Origin of the sequence: Kutzneria sp. CA-103260, assembly GCF_018263855.1 — a bacterium.
In the GTDB taxonomy this organism is placed as follows: Bacteria; Actinomycetota; Actinomycetes; order Mycobacteriales; family Pseudonocardiaceae; genus Kutzneria.
The window spans coordinates 11,355,641-11,372,651 of the sequence record NZ_CP073318.1 but is presented as its reverse complement, the minus strand read 5'-3'; the positions used below and the strand labels follow the sequence as shown (position 1 = coordinate 11,372,651).

Genomic DNA, 17,011 nt, shown 5'->3' with positions numbered 1-17,011 from the left:
ATCACCGCACGCCTGCCGGGAAGAACTGCCGACCGGCAGCAGCAAGCCGGCCAGCGACAGCACGCCACCGAGCAGTGTCAGGCGCTCATCGATGAGAAGAGGGGGGCGTCGGCAGGTCGACGGTGAACTGCACGGTCAAGTTGTAGCGATCCGGGACATAACGGCTCTCGGTCCACTCGATGGGCACCGTGGCCGCGTCCCGGATGAGGCGGCGTTCCACCAGCAGTGGGGAGCGGCGCTTGACGTGCAGATGCTCGGCATCCTCGGCGCTGGCCAGTTCGGCGGTGACGCTGCTCTCACCGCTGTTGGGGACCACTCCCTGCCCGACCAGGGCCGAGTGCAGGGATCCGCTCGACAGGTCGGCATCCAGGACGCCCGCGCAGCGGGCCGTGAGGGCCGCTCGTTCGTAGGCCATCGGGATGCCGTCGGCCATCCGCACCCGCTCGATGACGACGATCTGGCTGCCTTCGGCCAGCCGTAGGGCGGCGGTCTGGTCGCTGTTGCCCGGCTGGAACCGGGTGTACAGCACTGTAGAGGAGGGCGTCAAGCCACGGGCGCGCATTTCCGCGGAGAAGCCGCGCAGGTTGGACAGTTGCCGATCGACCACTCGAGGTGCGACGTACGTACCGCGTCCGGTCTGCCGGTACACCAGTCCGTCCTGCACGAGCCGTTGCACGGCGGCGCGAGCGGTCATCCGGCTCACCCCGAACTCCTCGCACAGCTCCGCGTCGCTGGGCAGCGGGTCGTCAGCGTGGAGCCCGGCGATGCGGGTCCGCAGCGCCTGCTCGATCGCGAAGTACCGTGGTGTGAACTTGTCCATGGATGTGGTGTCTGCCCGATCGTTGTGTCCGCGCGTTTCCTGCGCGTGTGCGGTGATGATTCCAGTCCTGCCCAGCATCGTCAGTGACTGGTGGCGACGTGTCCGACGTTGCCGTTGATGGTCAGGCCGCCGTCGACCACCAGTTCCTGGCCAGTCATGTAGCGGGAGGCGGGTGAGGCGACGAAGGTGACGGCGTCGGCCAGTTCCTCGGCTACGCCGATGCGCCCCATAGGGATGCGATCGTGGTAGGTGTGGCGGACCGCGTCGTCCCATGCCTCGACGTTCAGCGGCGTGTCGATCGCGCCCGGCGCCACGGCGTTGACTGTGATCCCGGTGGGTGCGAGTTCGACGGCGAGGGTCTTGGTGAGAGCGACGATCGCGCCTTTGGCGGCGATGTAGGCGGACAGGCCGGGGACGACGAGGACGTCGGCGGCGGAGGTGATGTTGATGATCCGGCCGGGTGTGCCGGCGGCGGTCATGATGCGCGCCGCGGCCGAGCAGCCGTAGAAGTAGCCGTGGAGGTTGGGCGCGAGCAGCCGGTGCCAGTCCTCGGCCGTGGTCTCCAGGAACGGCTTGACCATGATCCCGGCGGCGTTGTTGACCCAGATGTCGAGTCCGCCGAACTCCTCGACGGCAGCGGCGGCAAGGCGATCGACATCGTCCTGGCGGCCGGTGTCGCCCTGGAGGACAACGGCCCGGCGGCCGAGTTCGTGGACGGCATCCGCAGTGCGCTGTGCTCCGTCGGCGTCGTCGAGGTGAATGCCCGCGACGTCGGCGCCGCGCCGCGCGAGGGCGACCGCGATCGCCTGTCCGATCCCGCGCGAGATCCCGGTGACGACGGCGCGCGTGCCGCGCAGGTCGAACGGATCTTGCTGCTTGGTCATGGTGCCTCCCGGTGAGGGCGATGGAAACGAGACGTAGGTTTGCGGAGTCGCGGTCAACGCGCAGGGGTGAGCACGAACTTGACTCCGTCTCCGGCGGCGGTGCGGGTGAACGCGTCGTTCCAGTCGGCCAGCTGCACACGTTCGCTGATCAGCGGCGGTCGCCTCCGGCGCCGACCTCGTCGACGACGCCGGTGATCTCGTCTCCCATGACGACTGGCGGGGTGCTGGGGAACTCGTCGTGGAGTAGGTGCAGGTCGGTTCCGCAGATGCCGGTGGCGGTCACGCGTAGCCGTACCTGACCGGGTCCGGCGTGCGGGACGGGAACCTCAAGCAACCCTGTTGCCGCCGTTCCGGAACCGGTTTTGACCAGCGCGAGCATCGCTGTCGTCCCTTCGCTCACGAGCACCCGACAGTGGACTGGATGTATATACAGGTTAGGCTCGGCGTCACCGCCGAGCAAGCGCTCATCAATCTGTGTGCGCATTTCCGCAGCTCAGGATGCTCGCCGTTCGATCACGCCAAGTACGCGAGGCGGCTATAGCCGTCTAGACAGGGAGGCTGAAGCGGCTGGGAACAGATGCTCAGCCAAAGGACCTCGCGGTAGCGCCAGCCGCCGACGCGCAGCTCTGTCCGTTCTCATCCATCGTGTCCCTGAAGCACACCGCTGAGCTGCGCGATGACAACTTCGATGAGACGAAGGCAACGGTGACGGCTTGAGCCGACCGGGCAGCCCGCTCGCCAAGGCGATGGCGACTCGATGATCTTGTCACGGCGCGCCCCTGCTGACCGGCGGAGTGACAGGCCCGTTGAGACCGAAGTCGCCGGTTTCTCACTGAAGTTGACACTTTGGGCGGACGCGGGTCATGCCACTGAACTACCGGTCAGCGGCATGAGAGTGCCCGGTGCTGACCCCTCGACGGGGGCGATGCGAAGCACCGGATGCCGGGCGACGTCTCGCGAGAGAGTAACGACCTAGCGGGCTGGAACCGGCTCGGACGACGGCCACCACTCCCGCCTGATCAGCCCGTAGACCCACGAGTCAGAGACCTCGCCGTTCACGACGCAGTCTTCCCGCAACGTCCCTTCACGCACGAACCCGAGCTTCTCCAGCACGCGGGCAGATGCCGCGTTGCGTGTATCGGTCTCAGCCTGGACGCGATTCAGGTCCAGCGTGTCGAACGCCCACCGCAGCACAGCGCGCGCGGCCTCCGTCGCGTAGCCGTGGCCCCACGCCGCATCGCCGTAGCAGTAGCCCAGCGCCGCACCGCGGTAGTCCGGATTCCACCGGTTCAGGCTGCACCAGCCGATGAAGGCCCCGTCGGAGACACGGTCCACGGCCAGCCGCGCCCCGGTGCCTTCCTCTGCCATCTGCCGGCAAGCCGCGATGAACCGCGTGGAGCGCGCACGCTCGCTCCACGGCGGCGCGTCCCAGTAGCGCAACACGTAGGCGCTGCTGTGCAGCGCGAAGAGATCGTCCGCGTCCGCGTCGTCGAAGGGACGCAGTCGAAGGCGAGCGGTATGCAGTGTCGGGGTGGGCAACGACATACGCGTCATGCTCCCTCCCGCGATCGGTGGCCGATCAACTAGACATCTGATGCCGGCCACTCGCAACCGGTTTTCTCGGCGCGCGGACGAGCGACGTGCCCGCTCATCGGCTACTTATTGAATGGCGGTACCGTGATCGTGCACCGGTGACCGACGCGATGTAGCGCGATCGACCGTTGGGACCACCACTGGCGTCGTGGACATCGAGCTGGAGGACGCTGTCGCCGCGCTTCGCGACAACTGCTGGACGCGGTCGACCCCACCACGGCCGCGGAGATGGCCTCACAACCGAGCTGGCTCGCCGGCTCTGGGAACCCGTGTGTCGACCGCCGGTACGGCCGCGTGGATCGCCGTGAGCCGGTGATGTTCTGGATCAGTCACGCTGACGTGACCTGGTCAAGGCGCTCGCGGACTTGGGTGGCCCGCCCTGGACGACCACAGTCTTCGTAGATGGCCAGAGCTTCTCGCCACCGGCTGACGGCCTCGCTCGTTTCGCCGGTGTGGTGCAGGGACACCGCGAGTGTGTCGAAGAGATCAGCCAGGATGCTGCCGAGGCTCCTAATTCGTGGGCTGAGGGCTATTGCGTCCCGGCACAGCGCGATGGTCTTGGGATGATTTCGCTGTCCCTGCCAGGCCCGCGCAAGCTCACACAGCGTCGCGATCTCACCAACGGTGTCCCCGCTGCGGCGGCGCAGGGTCACGCTGCGCTCGGCGTGGTCAACTGCTTCGCGATGACGGCCAAGGGCAGTGCATGCGCGGCTGAGGTTGTACTCGAGCACTGCCTCCTGACGACCACTGTCGATGCCGTGGCTCAACGGTAGCGCCTGCAGGAAGTGCCGCATTGCTTCCTCAAACCGTTTCTGTTCGTGGAACACCAAGCCGAGAGCGTTGAGGGCTGCGGCGAGCAAGAAGTGGTCGCCGAGTTCTCGTGCGATGGCGCAGGCCTGAGTGAGCGCGGCGAGTGCGTCGTCGCACCTGCGGTATCGCAGCGCCTCGCCATGCAGCGTCTGTAACCATGCCTCGGCGACGCGGTCACCGCACCGGCGTGACGCGGAAACGCCCATCTCGAACGCTGCTAGCTGCCGATCCCAGGCGCCAAGCCAAGTGAGGAAGCGAGCGCTCTCGGCGAGGTGAATGACGTGCTGATGCAGGCGTTTCTGGTCGGAGAGGTTTACGGCGGCGATCAGGCTGGCCTCTTCGTTCTCAAGCCAGTCCAACGCCTGGGGCCTGCTGGTGATCGACTGCGGCCTGGCCGGGGACTCGATCCGCAGGGCTAGGCGGTAAAATCCAGGGAATGCCCGCGCATGGCAGATGTGCGCGGTATGGGCGTACCAGGTGAGCAGTGAGAGCACAGCGACGTCGCGGATGGCTGGGCTGTCCTGGCGCCTGGCTTGGTCGGCGGCGTAGGCGCGCAGCAGGTCATGCAGTCTGTATCGGCCCGCGCCAACGGGTTCGACCAGATGCGCGTCGGCCAGCCTGTCCAGCAACTGCCGGGCCTTGGACGGGTCCACGTCGGCAAGCACCGCGGCCGCATGCTCGCTGAGATCCGGGCCAGGATGTAGACCGACACGCCGGAACATGCGTGCCTGGTCCGCAGGCAGGCGCTGATACGACCAGTCGAACACCGCTCGCACTGCCGCACGCTCGTCACCATCACGGCTCAACGTGTCCAGCCGGCTGTCTTCATCAGCAAGATCAGCCACGACCTCGGCCACAGTATGGCGCGGGTGGGCAGCGACGCGACTTGCCGCAATGCGCAGCGCGAGCGGCAGTCGCGCGCACAACCGGATCAGTTCGTCGATGACATCCCGTTCTGCCGCGATTCGTGCCGAGCCGATGATTCGCGTGACGAGCTCGAGTGCTTCTGGCTCGGTGAGGAGATCGAGTGTCAGTCGGTGTGCGGACTCGATGACCACGAGCCCGGTAAGGCTGTGGCGGCTGGTGACCACCACCATGCATCCAGGTGCTGCCGGCAGCAAGGGACGGACCTGGTCTGCGCTGTTGACATTGTCCAGCACGATCAACACCTGTCGTCCGGTCAGCACCGATCGGTACAACGCCGCACGCGCTTCTGCCTCGACTGGTATCGACTCGGCCGGTACGCCCAGTGCCCGCAGGAATCCATCCAGCGCGTCCAGTGGCGGCATGGGCATGCCAGGCCCATAGCCGCGCATGTTGGTGTACAAGGTGCCGCCGGGAAACCGATGCTGTACCCGGTGTGCCCAGTGCACCGTCAGTGCTGTTTTGCCGATCCCGGCAGCGCCATCGACGGCGGAGATCACTACCGCCTCAGCGTGCTTGTCGTCCCCGGCTGGAAGCAGGGCGTCCAGCGCCTGTAGATGGTCGAGTCGACCGGTGAAATCTCGCACCGCCAGCGGTAGCTGCCGCGGCGGGTCAACGAGCTGAGACCCGGCGGCTGGCGTTGTGCTCAGTGCGACATGCTGGATCGAGCCGGCCTGCACGACGGTGCCCCCGACGGCGCCGACGAGGTCGTTCTGAACGCCAGGTTGGTCAACCACACCGCAAGTGTGCCCACACCGTCACCAACCCCACGGCACGCCTGAACAACACCACTCTCCCGGAGTATCGCGCGCGCTTTCATAGCGACGGCAGTCAACACGTGCCCGGTGGCAGGACGCCCTGAGGACCGGGCGCCCCGGCACCAGCTTGGTGCGTCCGCGAACGAGCACTGTGTGGCATGACAGGACGATCCGAGGTGAGCCTCGTGGTGGTACCGACGACAGGTGGAAACCCTCATGGGCCTGACCGAGGATCCAGGTCTCCTCGAAGGCTACGGCCCTATCGCCGCTGGCTCCGCCCGTGAACTGGCTATGCACGGCCCGTGGCGCGGTCTACTGCTCGACCAGCGCCGCCACTACTGACCACCCGTTCTTTGAGAACTCCACAGCGAAACGGCACAAGGGAAAGAAAGGTGTTCGGGAGGGGAAACACCATCAACAGCTTCGCCACCAAGAACTCAGTCCACCCGGCTGTCGCTGCGGACCTTCGGCCGTAGGGTCCGGCAGGCGAGCTCCACTGCCAACCGGTCGTCGGGGTCGCGGAGGTTGACGCCGAGCAACCGCTGGGTGCGGGTGATCCGGTCGGAGACGGTGTTGCGGTGCAGGCCCAGGGCAGCCGCGGTGGCCACGACCGACGACTCGTGTTCGAGGTAGACGTCGAGGGTGGTGAGCAGGAGTTCCTGGTCGGCCAACGGCGCGAGGAGGGTGCTGGCGAGCGCGCGGGCGGAGCGGGATCGGGTCCAGGCGCGGACGAGGCGGCCGACACCGAGGGCGTCGATGTGGGCGACGAGGGCGTCCTGGCCGGGATCGGACACGGTGGGGTCAACGGACAGGGCGGCCTCGCGGGCTTCCTCGACGGTGCGGCCCAGCCCACCGGTGCCGGCGCTGGCCCGGCCGACGCCGGCGGCGATCTCGATGCGGGAACCCAAGCGGCCCAGGGCATCGCGGACGGCGGCGAGCAGCGTGTTGACGTCGGCCGGAGCAGGCTCGGACTTGCCGGTGTGCCACGCGACCCAGCCGTCGGACTGTTCGACCAGCGGGCCGCCGATGCCACTCTCCTCCAGGGCCCGCAGCACTTCGTCGCGGTCGGCGAGATTGTCGGAGGGGGATTCGTTGAGGCGTCGGAGATAGATCCCGATGTGCCAGCCGTCGAGACGCCAGCCGAGGATGGCGGCCCGGTGCCGGACAACGGCGCCGGTGTCCTCGCGCAGCCGCAGCAGATCGGCCAGCAGAGTGGTGCGGGCGCGGGCGTCGCGTTCGGCGTCGAGTCGTTGGGTGGCAAGCCAGGCCAGCACCCAGGGCTCGGCGGCGGACAGCACGGCCTGGGCGATCTCGATCATGGTGACGGCGGGCTGGCGGAGCGCGGCGACGATCCACAGCGGGGCGTTGCCGGCGATGACCGGATGGATGACGTAGGTGGTCTCGTCCTCGGCGACGACCTGGGGCAGCGTGAGATCACGCCGGAAGGCCGACGGCGAGTGGCCGCCGGTGACGAGTTCACCGTCGGCGCTGAGCGCGGACACCGGGGCGGACAGGACCTCGGAGGCGGTCTTGGTGACGGAGCTGAGACTGTCGACCTGGCCCCGAATCCGGCGGACGAACCGCAGCACGTGTTCGGACCGAACGACTTCGGGCGTGCTGACCAGCTGCGCCAGCCGCAGGGCGATGTCGTGCGGGCTGGCCGACTCGGCCAGCAGCACCAGCGGCAGGCCGAGCCGTTCGGCCAGCAAGATGCTGGTGGCCAAGGGATCCCGCCGCCCGGCCGGCAGCACGAGACCGGCGACGTCGGCCAGGGCGCAGCGCCGGATGCCGGCTTCCACCTGCCAGCCGGTGGCGTCGTCGAGCCCGGCCACCACGATCAGGTCCCCGCAGCCCAGACCGGTGGCGTCGACGCTGGGCCGCACGGTCACTCTGCGCACGACCCCGTCCAGGGCCGCGCCCCCGACGACTCGCGCGCCGTCCAGTGCCGGATGCGCCACCAGCTGGCGCAGCGACACCGGTTCGTGACTGCCCTTCACCGAGCCACCCTCCTCTGGGCAAAACTCCTCTGGGCCGCCCTCGTGGGATCGGCGTCCAGGCCGTGCGCCCGCGGCCCGAACCGGTGCAGCACATCGGGCTCCCACAAGCGATCCGGCACCGGCAGGGCCAGCGCGACCACCTCGTGCCCGCGCCGCACCTGGCTGGTCTGGATGGCCTGCAGGGTGTGCGCGTCCAGCAGGCACACCACGTCCGGCGCGGTGGCCACCACCTCGCCGTCGTGCAGCACCATCGTGTACTCGTTCTGCATCTCGACCCGCAGCACGTGCTGCCCGTCGGCGGTCCGCACCGCGACGCTGCCGCTGGCGAACGCCTTGCCGGTGTACCGGTAGACCTCGAGAACCGTGCCCTGGCCCAGGAAAACGCCGCCGAGCCGGTCGGCCAGGGCCGCGCCGTCGTCGCCGGTCTCGGAGCCGATCCGGTGCTGGCGGCCGAGTTCCAGGGCGGCGGTCACGGTGCCGGGCAACACGATCTCCCGATACCGAGGTGCCCTGATGGCCGGATAGGCCAGGGCGGCCCAGCCGCCCAGGCCGGTGAGCGCGCCGCGCAGCACCCGTTCCGCGGCGTGGGCGTCGACGCCGTCGACCACCATGGCCGCACCGTGGGCCTCGGCGCACACCCACGCGCCGATCAGATCCTCCCGCGCGGCAACGGTTTGGTCCAGGCGGGAGAAAGCCCGGCCCATGAGATCCCCGTCCACCACCGGCTTTCCCATCTGGGCGGCGGCGATGAACGGGAACAGCGCGTTGCTGCCGCCGATCTCCAGTAGGCCGATCGCGTCCATGGTGACGCCGAGGTACTTCTCGGCCATGGCCACGCAGCGGCTGAGCTCGTCGCCGGCCGGCAGCTTCTCCACGGCCACCGAAGCGGTCGAGCCGGCGGCGCACAGGACAAGCACCCAGCCGTCGGCCAGTTCGTCGGTGTCGACCATGCGCAGCCGCCGGCCGTCGGTGAGTTCCTTGGCCAGCCACAAACCGCTGAGCTGGGCGTCGCCGCCGCCACCGGACCCGAGCAGGCTCGCGCCGCGTCGCAGCGCGTCCACGTCGTCCAGTCCCAGGAAGGTTGCCGTCACTCGAGTTCCTCGACCGGCGTGAAGTCGACGTCCAGGCCGAACTGCCGCGGCCCGAACACGGCCAGCGCCTCGGGGGTGCGCATGATCGGCGGCGCGGAGATGGCGAACACGGTGACCCGCTGGCCGTAGCGCAGCGCCTCGGTGGTGATCGGCTCGGCGGTCTCGGTGTCCAGCACGGTGATCAGGTCGGGCACCATCACCCGGACCCGACCGTCCACACTGGCCACCAGGTGCTCGTTCTGGAACACCAGCGACAGCACGGAATCCCCGCCGAAGGCCTGGATCAGCGCCTGGCCCCGGGCGAAGCCGCCGGTGGTCCGGCGCTCGACGTCGACCACCCGGCCGCGGAACACCGGCCGGGCGTGCTCGTACATGGTCTCCTTGAACAGCGCGACCAGCGCCTCGAACGGATCGACGTGCCGGTCGCGGGACTCACGCAGGCAGCGGCCGACGCGCAGCGCCAGGGTGATCGTGCCGGGCACGGCGGTGCGCCGGACATCCTTGCCGGACATGGGAAACAGCGCGATGCTGGCGGTGCCGCCCATCTGCACGGTCACGCCGCGGGCCAGCCGCTCCAGGCGCTTGTTGTCCAGCCCGGTGTCGATGACGCCGCGCTCGTCCTGGGAGCCGCTGAACGCCAGCGGCGAGCCGGAAACGCCGTACACGCCGAAGGTCTGCATCTGGAGCTCGGGAAACGCCCGCCCCATGCCGTCGGCGTCGATCACCGGCAGCCCGAGCTGGGCCCCGACCAGCAGCGGCACCATCGAGTTGGAACCACCGCACTCGATCGGCATCGTGGCGTCGGCGGACCGCCCGAGGTGTTCCTCCAGGGTCCGCAGGGCGAGGGCGGGTTCGGTGCCACGCGGCAGTTTCTCCACCCGCACGGTCGGCGCGCCCATGCCAGCGCTGGGAATCACCAGGGCGTCGTCGGCGATCTCGCTCGGGTCGAGCAGCCGGACCCGGCGGCCCCGCCGGTACTCCTGCTCCACCAACAGCCGACCCAGGTACGGATCGCCGCCACCGCCGGTGCCCAGCAGCGCCGCGCCGCGGGCGATGTCCGGCAGGTCCTCGGCGGTCAGCTCGCGGCTCACGCCGGCCCCGCCATCATCAGGTCGCCGACGGCCTTGACCCGGATCCGGGTGGCATTGCCGGGCAGGTATGCGATCGGCACCTCGTCCACGTCGACGATCTCCACCCGGTTCGGGTCGGCGCCGCCGGCGACGGCGCGGTCCACCGCCTCCTGCTTGGCCTCGTCGAGCACGGCGTCCCGACGTCCGGGCTGCAACGGATAGATCCGGTCGACCTCGCCGCCGACTTGCGCGATGGCCGCGCCGATGGCGTTGGCCACCGCGAAGTGCTCGGTGCGGTGCACGGCCCCGACGCCGGCCAGATCGTCCGGCACGAGGAAACCGCCGCCGCCGACCACCACAATCGGCGGCAGCTCGTGCGAGGTGCGCATCCGGTCGACAACCTCGCTGATCTTGGCCTCGATGGCGGCCAGCGCGTCCCGCACGAACTCGTCGGACAGGTGGCGCACGTGTTCGCGGTCCCCGATGTCCAACGTGCCGGCCGCGACGCCGATGTCCGTGGCGGTCAGGACGTCGCCGCCGAACACCAGGGCCCGTTCGGTGAGGCGGTAGCCGACGCTGTCCGGCCCGACCTGCTCGCCGCGCACCAGCGAGCCGCCGCCGAGACCGATGGAGACGACGTCGGGCATCCGGAAGTTGGTGCGCACGCCGGCCACCACCACCTCGGTGGCCGCCTCCCGTGGGAAACCCCGTTGCAGCACACCGACATCGGTGGTGGTGCCGCCGACGTCGACCACCACACAGTCGGACAAGCCGGACAGAAAGGCCGCGCCCCGCATGGAGTTGGTGGGCCCGGAGGCGAAGGTGGCGACCGGGTAGCGGCGGGCGTACTCGATCTCCATCAGGGTGCCGTCGTTCTGGCTCAGGTACAGCGGCGCGCGGATGCCGGCCCCGCGCACCGCGGCGGCCAGGCCGTCGACGATCTGCACGGCCATCTCGCCGAGGGCGGCGTTGATGATGGTGGCGTTCTCCCGCTGCAACATGCCCAGCCGGCCGATCTCGTGCGACAGGCTGACCACCAGCTCCGGCGCCTCGGCGGCGATGATCTCCGCCGCCCGCAGCTCGTGCTCGGCGCTGACCGGCGAGAACACCGAGGAGACGGCGACACCGCGCACGCCGTGCTCGCGCATGTCGGCGACGGCGGCCCGGATCTCGGCCTCGTCGAGGTCGGAGATGGTCTGCCCGTCGTACTCGAAACCGCCGTGGCACAGGTAGGAGCGCCCGCGCACGGCCCGCACCAGCGACTCCGGCCAGTCCACCATCGGCGGCAGCGCGGCAGTCGCCGGCAGGCCGAAGCGCAGTGCGGCGGTGGGGGCCAGCCGGTTGGCCTCGACGAGGGCGTTGATGAAGTGGGTGGTGCCGATCATCACCGCGCGCACGTCGGCCAGCCGGGCGTGGGCCTCAAGCTCTCCCAGAGCGGCCACGATGCCGGAGGTGACGTCCTCCGTCGTCAGGGTCTTGACCGCCGCGATGACCTTGGTCCCGTCCATCAGGACGGCGTCGGTGTTGGTGCCCCCGACGTCGATGCCGACACGCATCGGGCCAGCCTACTGAACGACACTTTGTTGTGTTGGCAACGGTTCCGTGAGGTGCGTGCGGTAGCCGCGCAACAGCCCCAGTCGGCCGGCCAGCACGTACAGCAGGAAGCCGGCGACCAGCGCGTTGACGCTGGGCAGGCCGATCGTGACGAACCGGCCGGTCAACGAGGCCAGCAGCCAGATCACCAGCGTGGCCGGCACCCACGTCGGCGAGGTCGCCGGCAGCGTGCCGGCGGCGAGCTGGCCCCGCCACCGCCGGACCACGAAGTACTCGGCCACCATGATCGCCGGGATCGGCGGGAACGCCACCGCCAGCAGGGTCAGGAAACCGGTGTAGCCGGACAGGATGCCGACCGCCCCGAGCACGCTGCCCAGCACGCCGAGCACCACCGACAGCCGGGCCCGGTGGAAGGTGCGGCCGGTCACCGTGGCCAGGAAGTTGGCCAGCCCCAACGAGGACACGTACAGGTTCCAGTCGTTGACCTTGAGCGCGGCCGCGACGATCACCACCATGCCGACCAGGCCGGTCGAGGACGTGACGATCGCCGACACGTCGCTGCTGCGCACCGCGTGGGCCAGCAGCACGCCGACCGAGCCGATCACCCACTCGCCCAGCGTGATGCCCAGGACGGTCTGCTTGACCACGTCGCCGGGCGTGCGGTTGAAGCGGGTCATGTCCGGGGTGATCACCGCGCCGACCATGAACTGCCCGGCCACCAGCGTGACCGCCTGCACCAGCGTGAGCTGCGGCCCCGGCGGCGCGTCGGTGAGCAGCGAACCCAGGTCGTGCCGAGTGAGCTCGGTGACCACGGAGACGCCGGCCAGGATGAGGAACGCCGGCACGGTCAGGTACGCGGTCCAGGCCATCCAGCGGAAGCCGTAGCTGACGATCACCGTGACCAGCAGCCCGAACAGCAGCGACCAGGCCCAGACCGGCAGCAGCCCGAGCAGCCGGGCCAGGCTGCTGCCGGCCAGCTGCGACTGCACGCCGAACCAGCCGGTCGCCGACAGCCCGATGACCAGGCCGACCACCGCCGCGCCGCCCCGGCCGAAGCCGGTCCAGCGGGCCAGCACCGAAGTCGACAGTCCCTCGCGTTGTCCGATGATCCCCACCGCGATGGCCACCAGCTCCAGCAGCACCGCGCCAAGGGTGAAGGCCAGGAAGGCCTGCCAGAACGGCAGCCCGAAGCCGAGGGTGGCGCCGAGCAGGAACTGGCTGAGCCCGGAGATCTGGCCGAACCGCTGGGTGGCCACCGACAGCCAGGGATAGCGCGCCGACGCCGGCACGCGCGACAGGGCGAAGTCGTCGGAAGCCATCCGAGGGTCCTTCCACAGGGAAGCCCGGATGCTACTCAGCGTGGCTGCGGCGGCCCATGTGCGCTTTGCCCGATCGGGCCGGGCCGGCTGTGCAATCCGCACGTGGACGGTCCGCGTTCGGCTATCTACCGTCTGTCAGCAAGCTCGCCCTTCGTTGCAGATCACCGTTCGCTGGGGAAGTGAAGGACCGTGTTGTTCGGCCTGGACCGCTGGCTGCGTGCCCGCCGCGCCGCCCGCGAGTGCACGCAGGCGGTGTGTCCGACCTGCGGTCGGCCGCTCAGCCACGACGGTCTGGACTGGCTGACCGGGCTGCTCAACCGGGGCGCGTGGGACCACCACGCCGGCCGGCTGCTGGCCGAGGGGGCCGGGCCGGTCGCACTGCTGATGGCCGACCTGGACAAGCTGAAGTGGATCAACGACGTGCACGGGCACCTGGCCGGCGACGAGGCGCTGCGCCGGTTCGCGACCGTGCTGCGCTCGGTGACCCGCAGCCATGATCTGCTGGCCCGCTACGGCGGCGACGAGTTCCTGGCCCTGCTGCCCGGCACGGACGCCGACGCCGCCCTGGACGTCGCCCAGCGGCTCAACACCGAGCTGAGCGGCACTCGGCTGGACACGGTCAGCGCCCGCGACGGGCAGGTCGCCCTGACCGGGCTCAGCGCCTCGGTCGGGGTCGCCGCCCAGGACACCGACGGCGGCCTGGAGCCGCTGCTGCTGGCCGCCGACGCCGCCCTGCTGGCCGCCAAACGCGACGGCCGGGGCCGCAGCTGCCTGAGCGGCACATTCCAGCTGCGCCGCTGATCAACGGACGCGGCGGACGCCATGAAGGGATCCTTCCTGACGTTGCACGAGAGGTTCGGTCCCTTGATCTTGCCGGCGCAGCGCTGACCGGTGACCGCAGCTCGGCGTGCCGGTGACTGGAGCTCGGCGTGGTGACTAGAGCTCGGCGTGGTGGTGGCCGTGGCGGCGGTGGCCGCCCACGCCCTCCTCGTCGGCGCCGTGCCAGATGACCGGGTCGTAGGGCTCGTCGTTGATGTAGACGACGTTGTGCGCCCTGGACCGGGCCCGGTCCAGTGTGGACAGTTCGGCGGCGTCGAGCTCCAGTCGCTCGAAGGAATTGACCAGCCGGCCGACGGCCGCGCCGCCGCCGTGCGTCCGGTGCAGCGCGTCGATGCAGCGGCGCAGCTGGCCCATTGCCCGGTTCAGGTCGTGAAAGTTCCTGGCGGACAAGGCAAACCTCCCGGTGTCGGTGCCATCCAGCGGCGCGGGCAGAATGCCACGGACTTCTGGTCAGGCCGGCCGCCAGATGGCGGAATCTAGTGCTACACCCAGGTTCACGCGCTGGTGGCGATGTCGACCTGGAGGCTGACCGACAGCTCGCTGCGCCGGTTGACGTTGAGCTTGCGGTACACCCTGGTCAGGTGCTGTTCGACGGTGCTCACCGTGATGTAGAGCCGGGCGGCGATCTCCCGGTTGGTGTAGCCGATCGCGGCCAGCTTGGCCACCCGGCGCTCGGCCCGGCTCAGCGTCTGCGCGGACTCGGCGCGCGGCGTGGCGCCGGCGATCGGGCCGACCACGTTGGACTGCTTCATCAGGTGCTGGCACAGGGCCTCGGCCTGGCAGCTCTTGGCGATCAGCCAGGCCCGGCGGACCGTGGTCCACGCCTTGTCGTGCTCACCGAGCGCGCCCTGGGCGGTGCTCAGCTCGGCCAGCGCGTAGGCCATGGACAGCCGGTCCCCGGCGGCCTCCAGGTCGTCGACGGCCAGTTGCAGCAGCGCCGGCTTGAGCTCCAACTCGCTGACCGCCGCCTTGACCCGCAACGCCTTGCCCCGGGCCCGCGAGCTCACCTCGCCGGCGATGGCCAGTTCCTTGTCCACCAACGCCCGGGCCTGCGTGGTGTGGCCCAACTCGAGCAACGCCAGGGCCGCGCTGCTGCGCCACGGGACGACAGTCGGCCGGTCCATGTTCCACTGCCGGATCAGGTCGCCGCAGGCGAGGAAGTCGGCCAGGGCCGCCCGGGCGTGCCCCGACTCCAGGTGGAAACGTCCGCGCGCGTGCAGGTAGTGCAGCCCGTGCCGGGTCTTGAGCACCGACTGGGCCAGCGGCCGGGCCACGTACTCGGCGGCCTCGCTCATGTGGCCCATCGAGGTCGCGGCCGAGATCAGCACGGCCAGCATGGAGCCGATGCCCACGCCGCCGCCGTAGGGCGCGGAGTACGCCGCGAAGGCGGCCTTGGCGCAGCGCACGGCCAGCGGCAGGTCGCCCTGCCGGACGGCGATTATCGCCCGCACCTCGCTCATCCGGGTGTGCCAGCCGGGGGCCCGGCGGTCCTGCGCCTCCTTGAGCAGGGTGTCGCACCACGGAACGGCCTTGTCCAGACGGTCGGCGTAGACCAGGGCCAGCACCGCCGACTTGAGCGGGACCACCGTGGTGGCGTTCAGGCGGGTGCTCTGCAGCACCTGCTCGGCGTCGGCCAGCGTCTCGTCGTCCACACCGCGGGTGAGCACCGTGGCCAGCGCCGACGCGGCCTGCAGCCGCGGCTCGGCGACGGCCCCGGACACCGCCGGCGCGGCCAGCAGCGAGGTCCGGACCTGCTGGTTGAGCGAGGGGAACGAGGCGGCGACGGTCAGCGCGATGATCCGCCGTTCGATGGCCGTGCGCAGGCTGGTCGCGCCGGCCTCGGCCGCCATCACCTCGATCATGTGCAGCGCGTCGTCGGTTCGCCCGTGCCACAACAGGTTGTGCACCAGCTCGGTGGCGTCCCGCTCGGCGAGCTCGCCGGCCCGCATGGCCGCGACCAGCTTGTCCAGGTGGCGGACGCCGGCGGTCGGGTTGACCTGCCACTCCATGCCGGCCAGCATCGTGACGATCTTGCCGCGCCGGCGCTCGTCCGGGCAGCAGTTCACGGCCAGCTGCAGGCACTGGGTGGCGAAGCCGACGCGGTCCCCGGCCGAGGCGAGCTCGGCGGCCTCGATGAGCACGCCGACGCTCCACGGGTAGTCGCCGCGGCGGGCGGCCACCAGGTGCTCGGCCACCGGGATCGCCTGCGCGCCGGCGTCCAGCAGCAGCTGGGCGGCGCGGTAGTGCAGGTCCTCGAACTCGGTGTTGTCCATGGTGTTGAGCAGGGTCGCGGCCACCGTCTCGTGGCGGAACGCCAGCCCGTCCAGCACGCCGGCGTCACCCAGCAGCTCGACGATCGCCGCGACCCGCTCGGCGTCCTCGTCGACCAGATCGGCCAGCAGCGCGATCGAGGTCTCCTCGCCGAGCACCGCGATGCCCCGGCCGACCGGCCCGGCCAACTCGTCCGACCGGCGCAGGCAGTTGGCCACCGCGTCGCAGTACGACCGGCCGACCATCAGCCGCCCGCCGGAGTTCGCGGCGACGCCGTAGTCGACCAGCAGCGCCCGCAGCAGCAAGGGGTTGCCGCCGGAGATGGCGGTGGCCGGCCCGGCCAGCCGCCGCGCGACGGAGCCGGACAGGTTCGCGGTGAGCACCTCCTGCACGCCGCCCAGCGACAGGGCCCGCAGCCACAGCCGCTGGTAGCGCGGATGACGCAGCAGTTCGCCGAACAGCGCCGAGTTCGGGCTCAGCTGGTGCTGGGCGGCGAACACGAACACCACTCGCTCCTGGTACGTCGCGCGCACCAGGTCGGTCAGGCACAGCAGCGAAGCCGCGTCGGCGTCCTGCACGTCGTCGACCACGACGACCACGGGCCCGCCGCGGGTCAGCTTGGCCACCGCGGTCCGCACCGCGGCCATCACGCGGGTGCTCAGCCGGCGCATCTCGTCGGCGTCGCCGTCCAGGGTCATCGCCCACTCGACGGCGTCGTTGACGAGTTCGACGATTTCGACGGCCCGGTCGCGAACCGCGGCGTTGTCCAACAGCTGACGCAGAACCGCGAACGGCAGCGCGTGCGGCGCCGCCGCCGCGGTCAGCGTGACGACGTCGTCGGCGACCATGTGCTCGACGAAGTGGTTCATCAGCTCGGTCTTGCCGGTGGCGACCGAACCCGTGATGAGGACAGCGCTTCCCCGGCCCTGGGCGCACGTCGTGAGCACGCTCTCCAGCGCGGCCAGTTCGGTCGCCCGCTCGGCCAGGCTCGATGTGTGCGGCTCGTGCGGTTTGACCAGCTTGAGCTCAGGCTCCATCGTCACTGCCCTTCACAGCTATGACGCCAGGCACTCCGGTTCC

The 17,011-nt window shown here is 70.2% G+C and carries 13 protein-coding genes; 1 reads left to right on the top strand and 12 read right to left on the bottom strand.

Annotation, left to right across the window (positions count from 1 at the left end):
• Positions 1-85: 85 nt before the first annotated feature.
• From JJ691_RS50915 to JJ691_RS50870, 10 genes are all read right to left on the bottom strand, one after another.
• On the bottom strand, positions 86-820 hold the full coding sequence (locus JJ691_RS50915; protein WP_211766519.1) for a GntR family transcriptional regulator: 735 nt from the start codon (positions 818-820) through the stop codon (positions 86-88).
• 80 nt (positions 821-900) lie between these two features.
• Positions 901-1,761, bottom strand: coding sequence for an SDR family NAD(P)-dependent oxidoreductase (locus JJ691_RS50910; protein WP_211766518.1), 861 nt, complete (start codon positions 1,759-1,761; stop codon positions 901-903).
• Positions 1,762-1,852: 91 nt separating this feature from the next.
• Positions 1,853-2,188 carry an alcohol dehydrogenase catalytic domain-containing protein gene (locus JJ691_RS50905; RefSeq protein WP_211766517.1) on the bottom strand — a complete coding sequence of 112 codons (336 nt, stop codon included), beginning with the start codon at positions 2,186-2,188 and terminating at the stop codon, positions 1,853-1,855.
• A gap of 488 nt (positions 2,189-2,676) precedes the next feature.
• Positions 2,677-3,249 (bottom strand): GNAT family N-acetyltransferase, encoded by a 573-nt coding sequence (locus tag JJ691_RS50900; protein WP_211766516.1) that lies wholly within the window; start codon positions 3,247-3,249, stop codon positions 2,677-2,679.
• 377 nt (positions 3,250-3,626) lie between these two features.
• Positions 3,627-5,768 (bottom strand): ATP-binding protein, encoded by a 2,142-nt coding sequence (locus JJ691_RS50895; RefSeq protein WP_211766515.1) that lies wholly within the window; start codon positions 5,766-5,768, stop codon positions 3,627-3,629.
• 458 nt (positions 5,769-6,226) lie between these two features.
• Positions 6,227-7,786 (bottom strand): helix-turn-helix domain-containing protein, encoded by a 1,560-nt coding sequence (locus tag JJ691_RS53155; protein WP_211766514.1) that lies wholly within the window; start codon positions 7,784-7,786, stop codon positions 6,227-6,229.
• The gene (locus tag JJ691_RS50885; RefSeq protein ID WP_211766513.1) at positions 7,783-8,877 is read right to left on the bottom strand and encodes a DUF917 domain-containing protein; all 1,095 of its coding nucleotides are present in this window, start codon (positions 8,875-8,877) and stop codon (positions 7,783-7,785) included. The genes JJ691_RS53155 and JJ691_RS50885 overlap by 4 nt, the downstream gene beginning before the upstream one ends.
• Positions 8,874-9,968, bottom strand: a complete 1,095-nt coding sequence (locus JJ691_RS50880) for a DUF917 domain-containing protein (protein ID WP_211766512.1) — start codon at positions 9,966-9,968, stop codon at positions 8,874-8,876. The genes JJ691_RS50885 and JJ691_RS50880 overlap by 4 nt, the downstream gene beginning before the upstream one ends.
• Positions 9,965-11,503 (bottom strand): hydantoinase/oxoprolinase N-terminal domain-containing protein, encoded by a 1,539-nt coding sequence (locus JJ691_RS50875; protein ID WP_211766511.1) that lies wholly within the window; start codon positions 11,501-11,503, stop codon positions 9,965-9,967. The genes JJ691_RS50880 and JJ691_RS50875 overlap by 4 nt, the downstream gene beginning before the upstream one ends.
• A 9-nt stretch (positions 11,504-11,512) precedes the next feature.
• Complete coding sequence (locus JJ691_RS50870; RefSeq protein ID WP_211766510.1) at positions 11,513-12,820, bottom strand: purine-cytosine permease family protein; 1,308 nt, start codon at positions 12,818-12,820, stop codon at positions 11,513-11,515.
• A gap of 189 nt (positions 12,821-13,009) precedes the next feature.
• Between JJ691_RS50870 and JJ691_RS50865 the strand changes: the two genes are divergently transcribed.
• Positions 13,010-13,621, top strand: a complete 612-nt coding sequence (locus tag JJ691_RS50865; protein WP_211766509.1) for a GGDEF domain-containing protein — start codon at positions 13,010-13,012, stop codon at positions 13,619-13,621.
• Between the two features lie 135 nt (positions 13,622-13,756).
• Here the strand turns inward: JJ691_RS50865 and JJ691_RS50860 are convergent, their stop codons facing one another.
• A complete protein-coding gene (locus tag JJ691_RS50860; protein WP_249227569.1) occupies positions 13,757-14,050 on the bottom strand; it encodes a hypothetical protein in 294 nt (97 codons plus the stop codon).
• A 104-nt stretch (positions 14,051-14,154) separates the two neighbouring features.
• Positions 14,155-16,968: a helix-turn-helix transcriptional regulator gene (locus tag JJ691_RS50855; protein WP_211766508.1), complete on the bottom strand. Its 2,814-nt coding sequence runs from the start codon at positions 16,966-16,968 to the stop codon at positions 14,155-14,157.
• Positions 16,969-17,011: the final 43 nt, after the last annotated feature.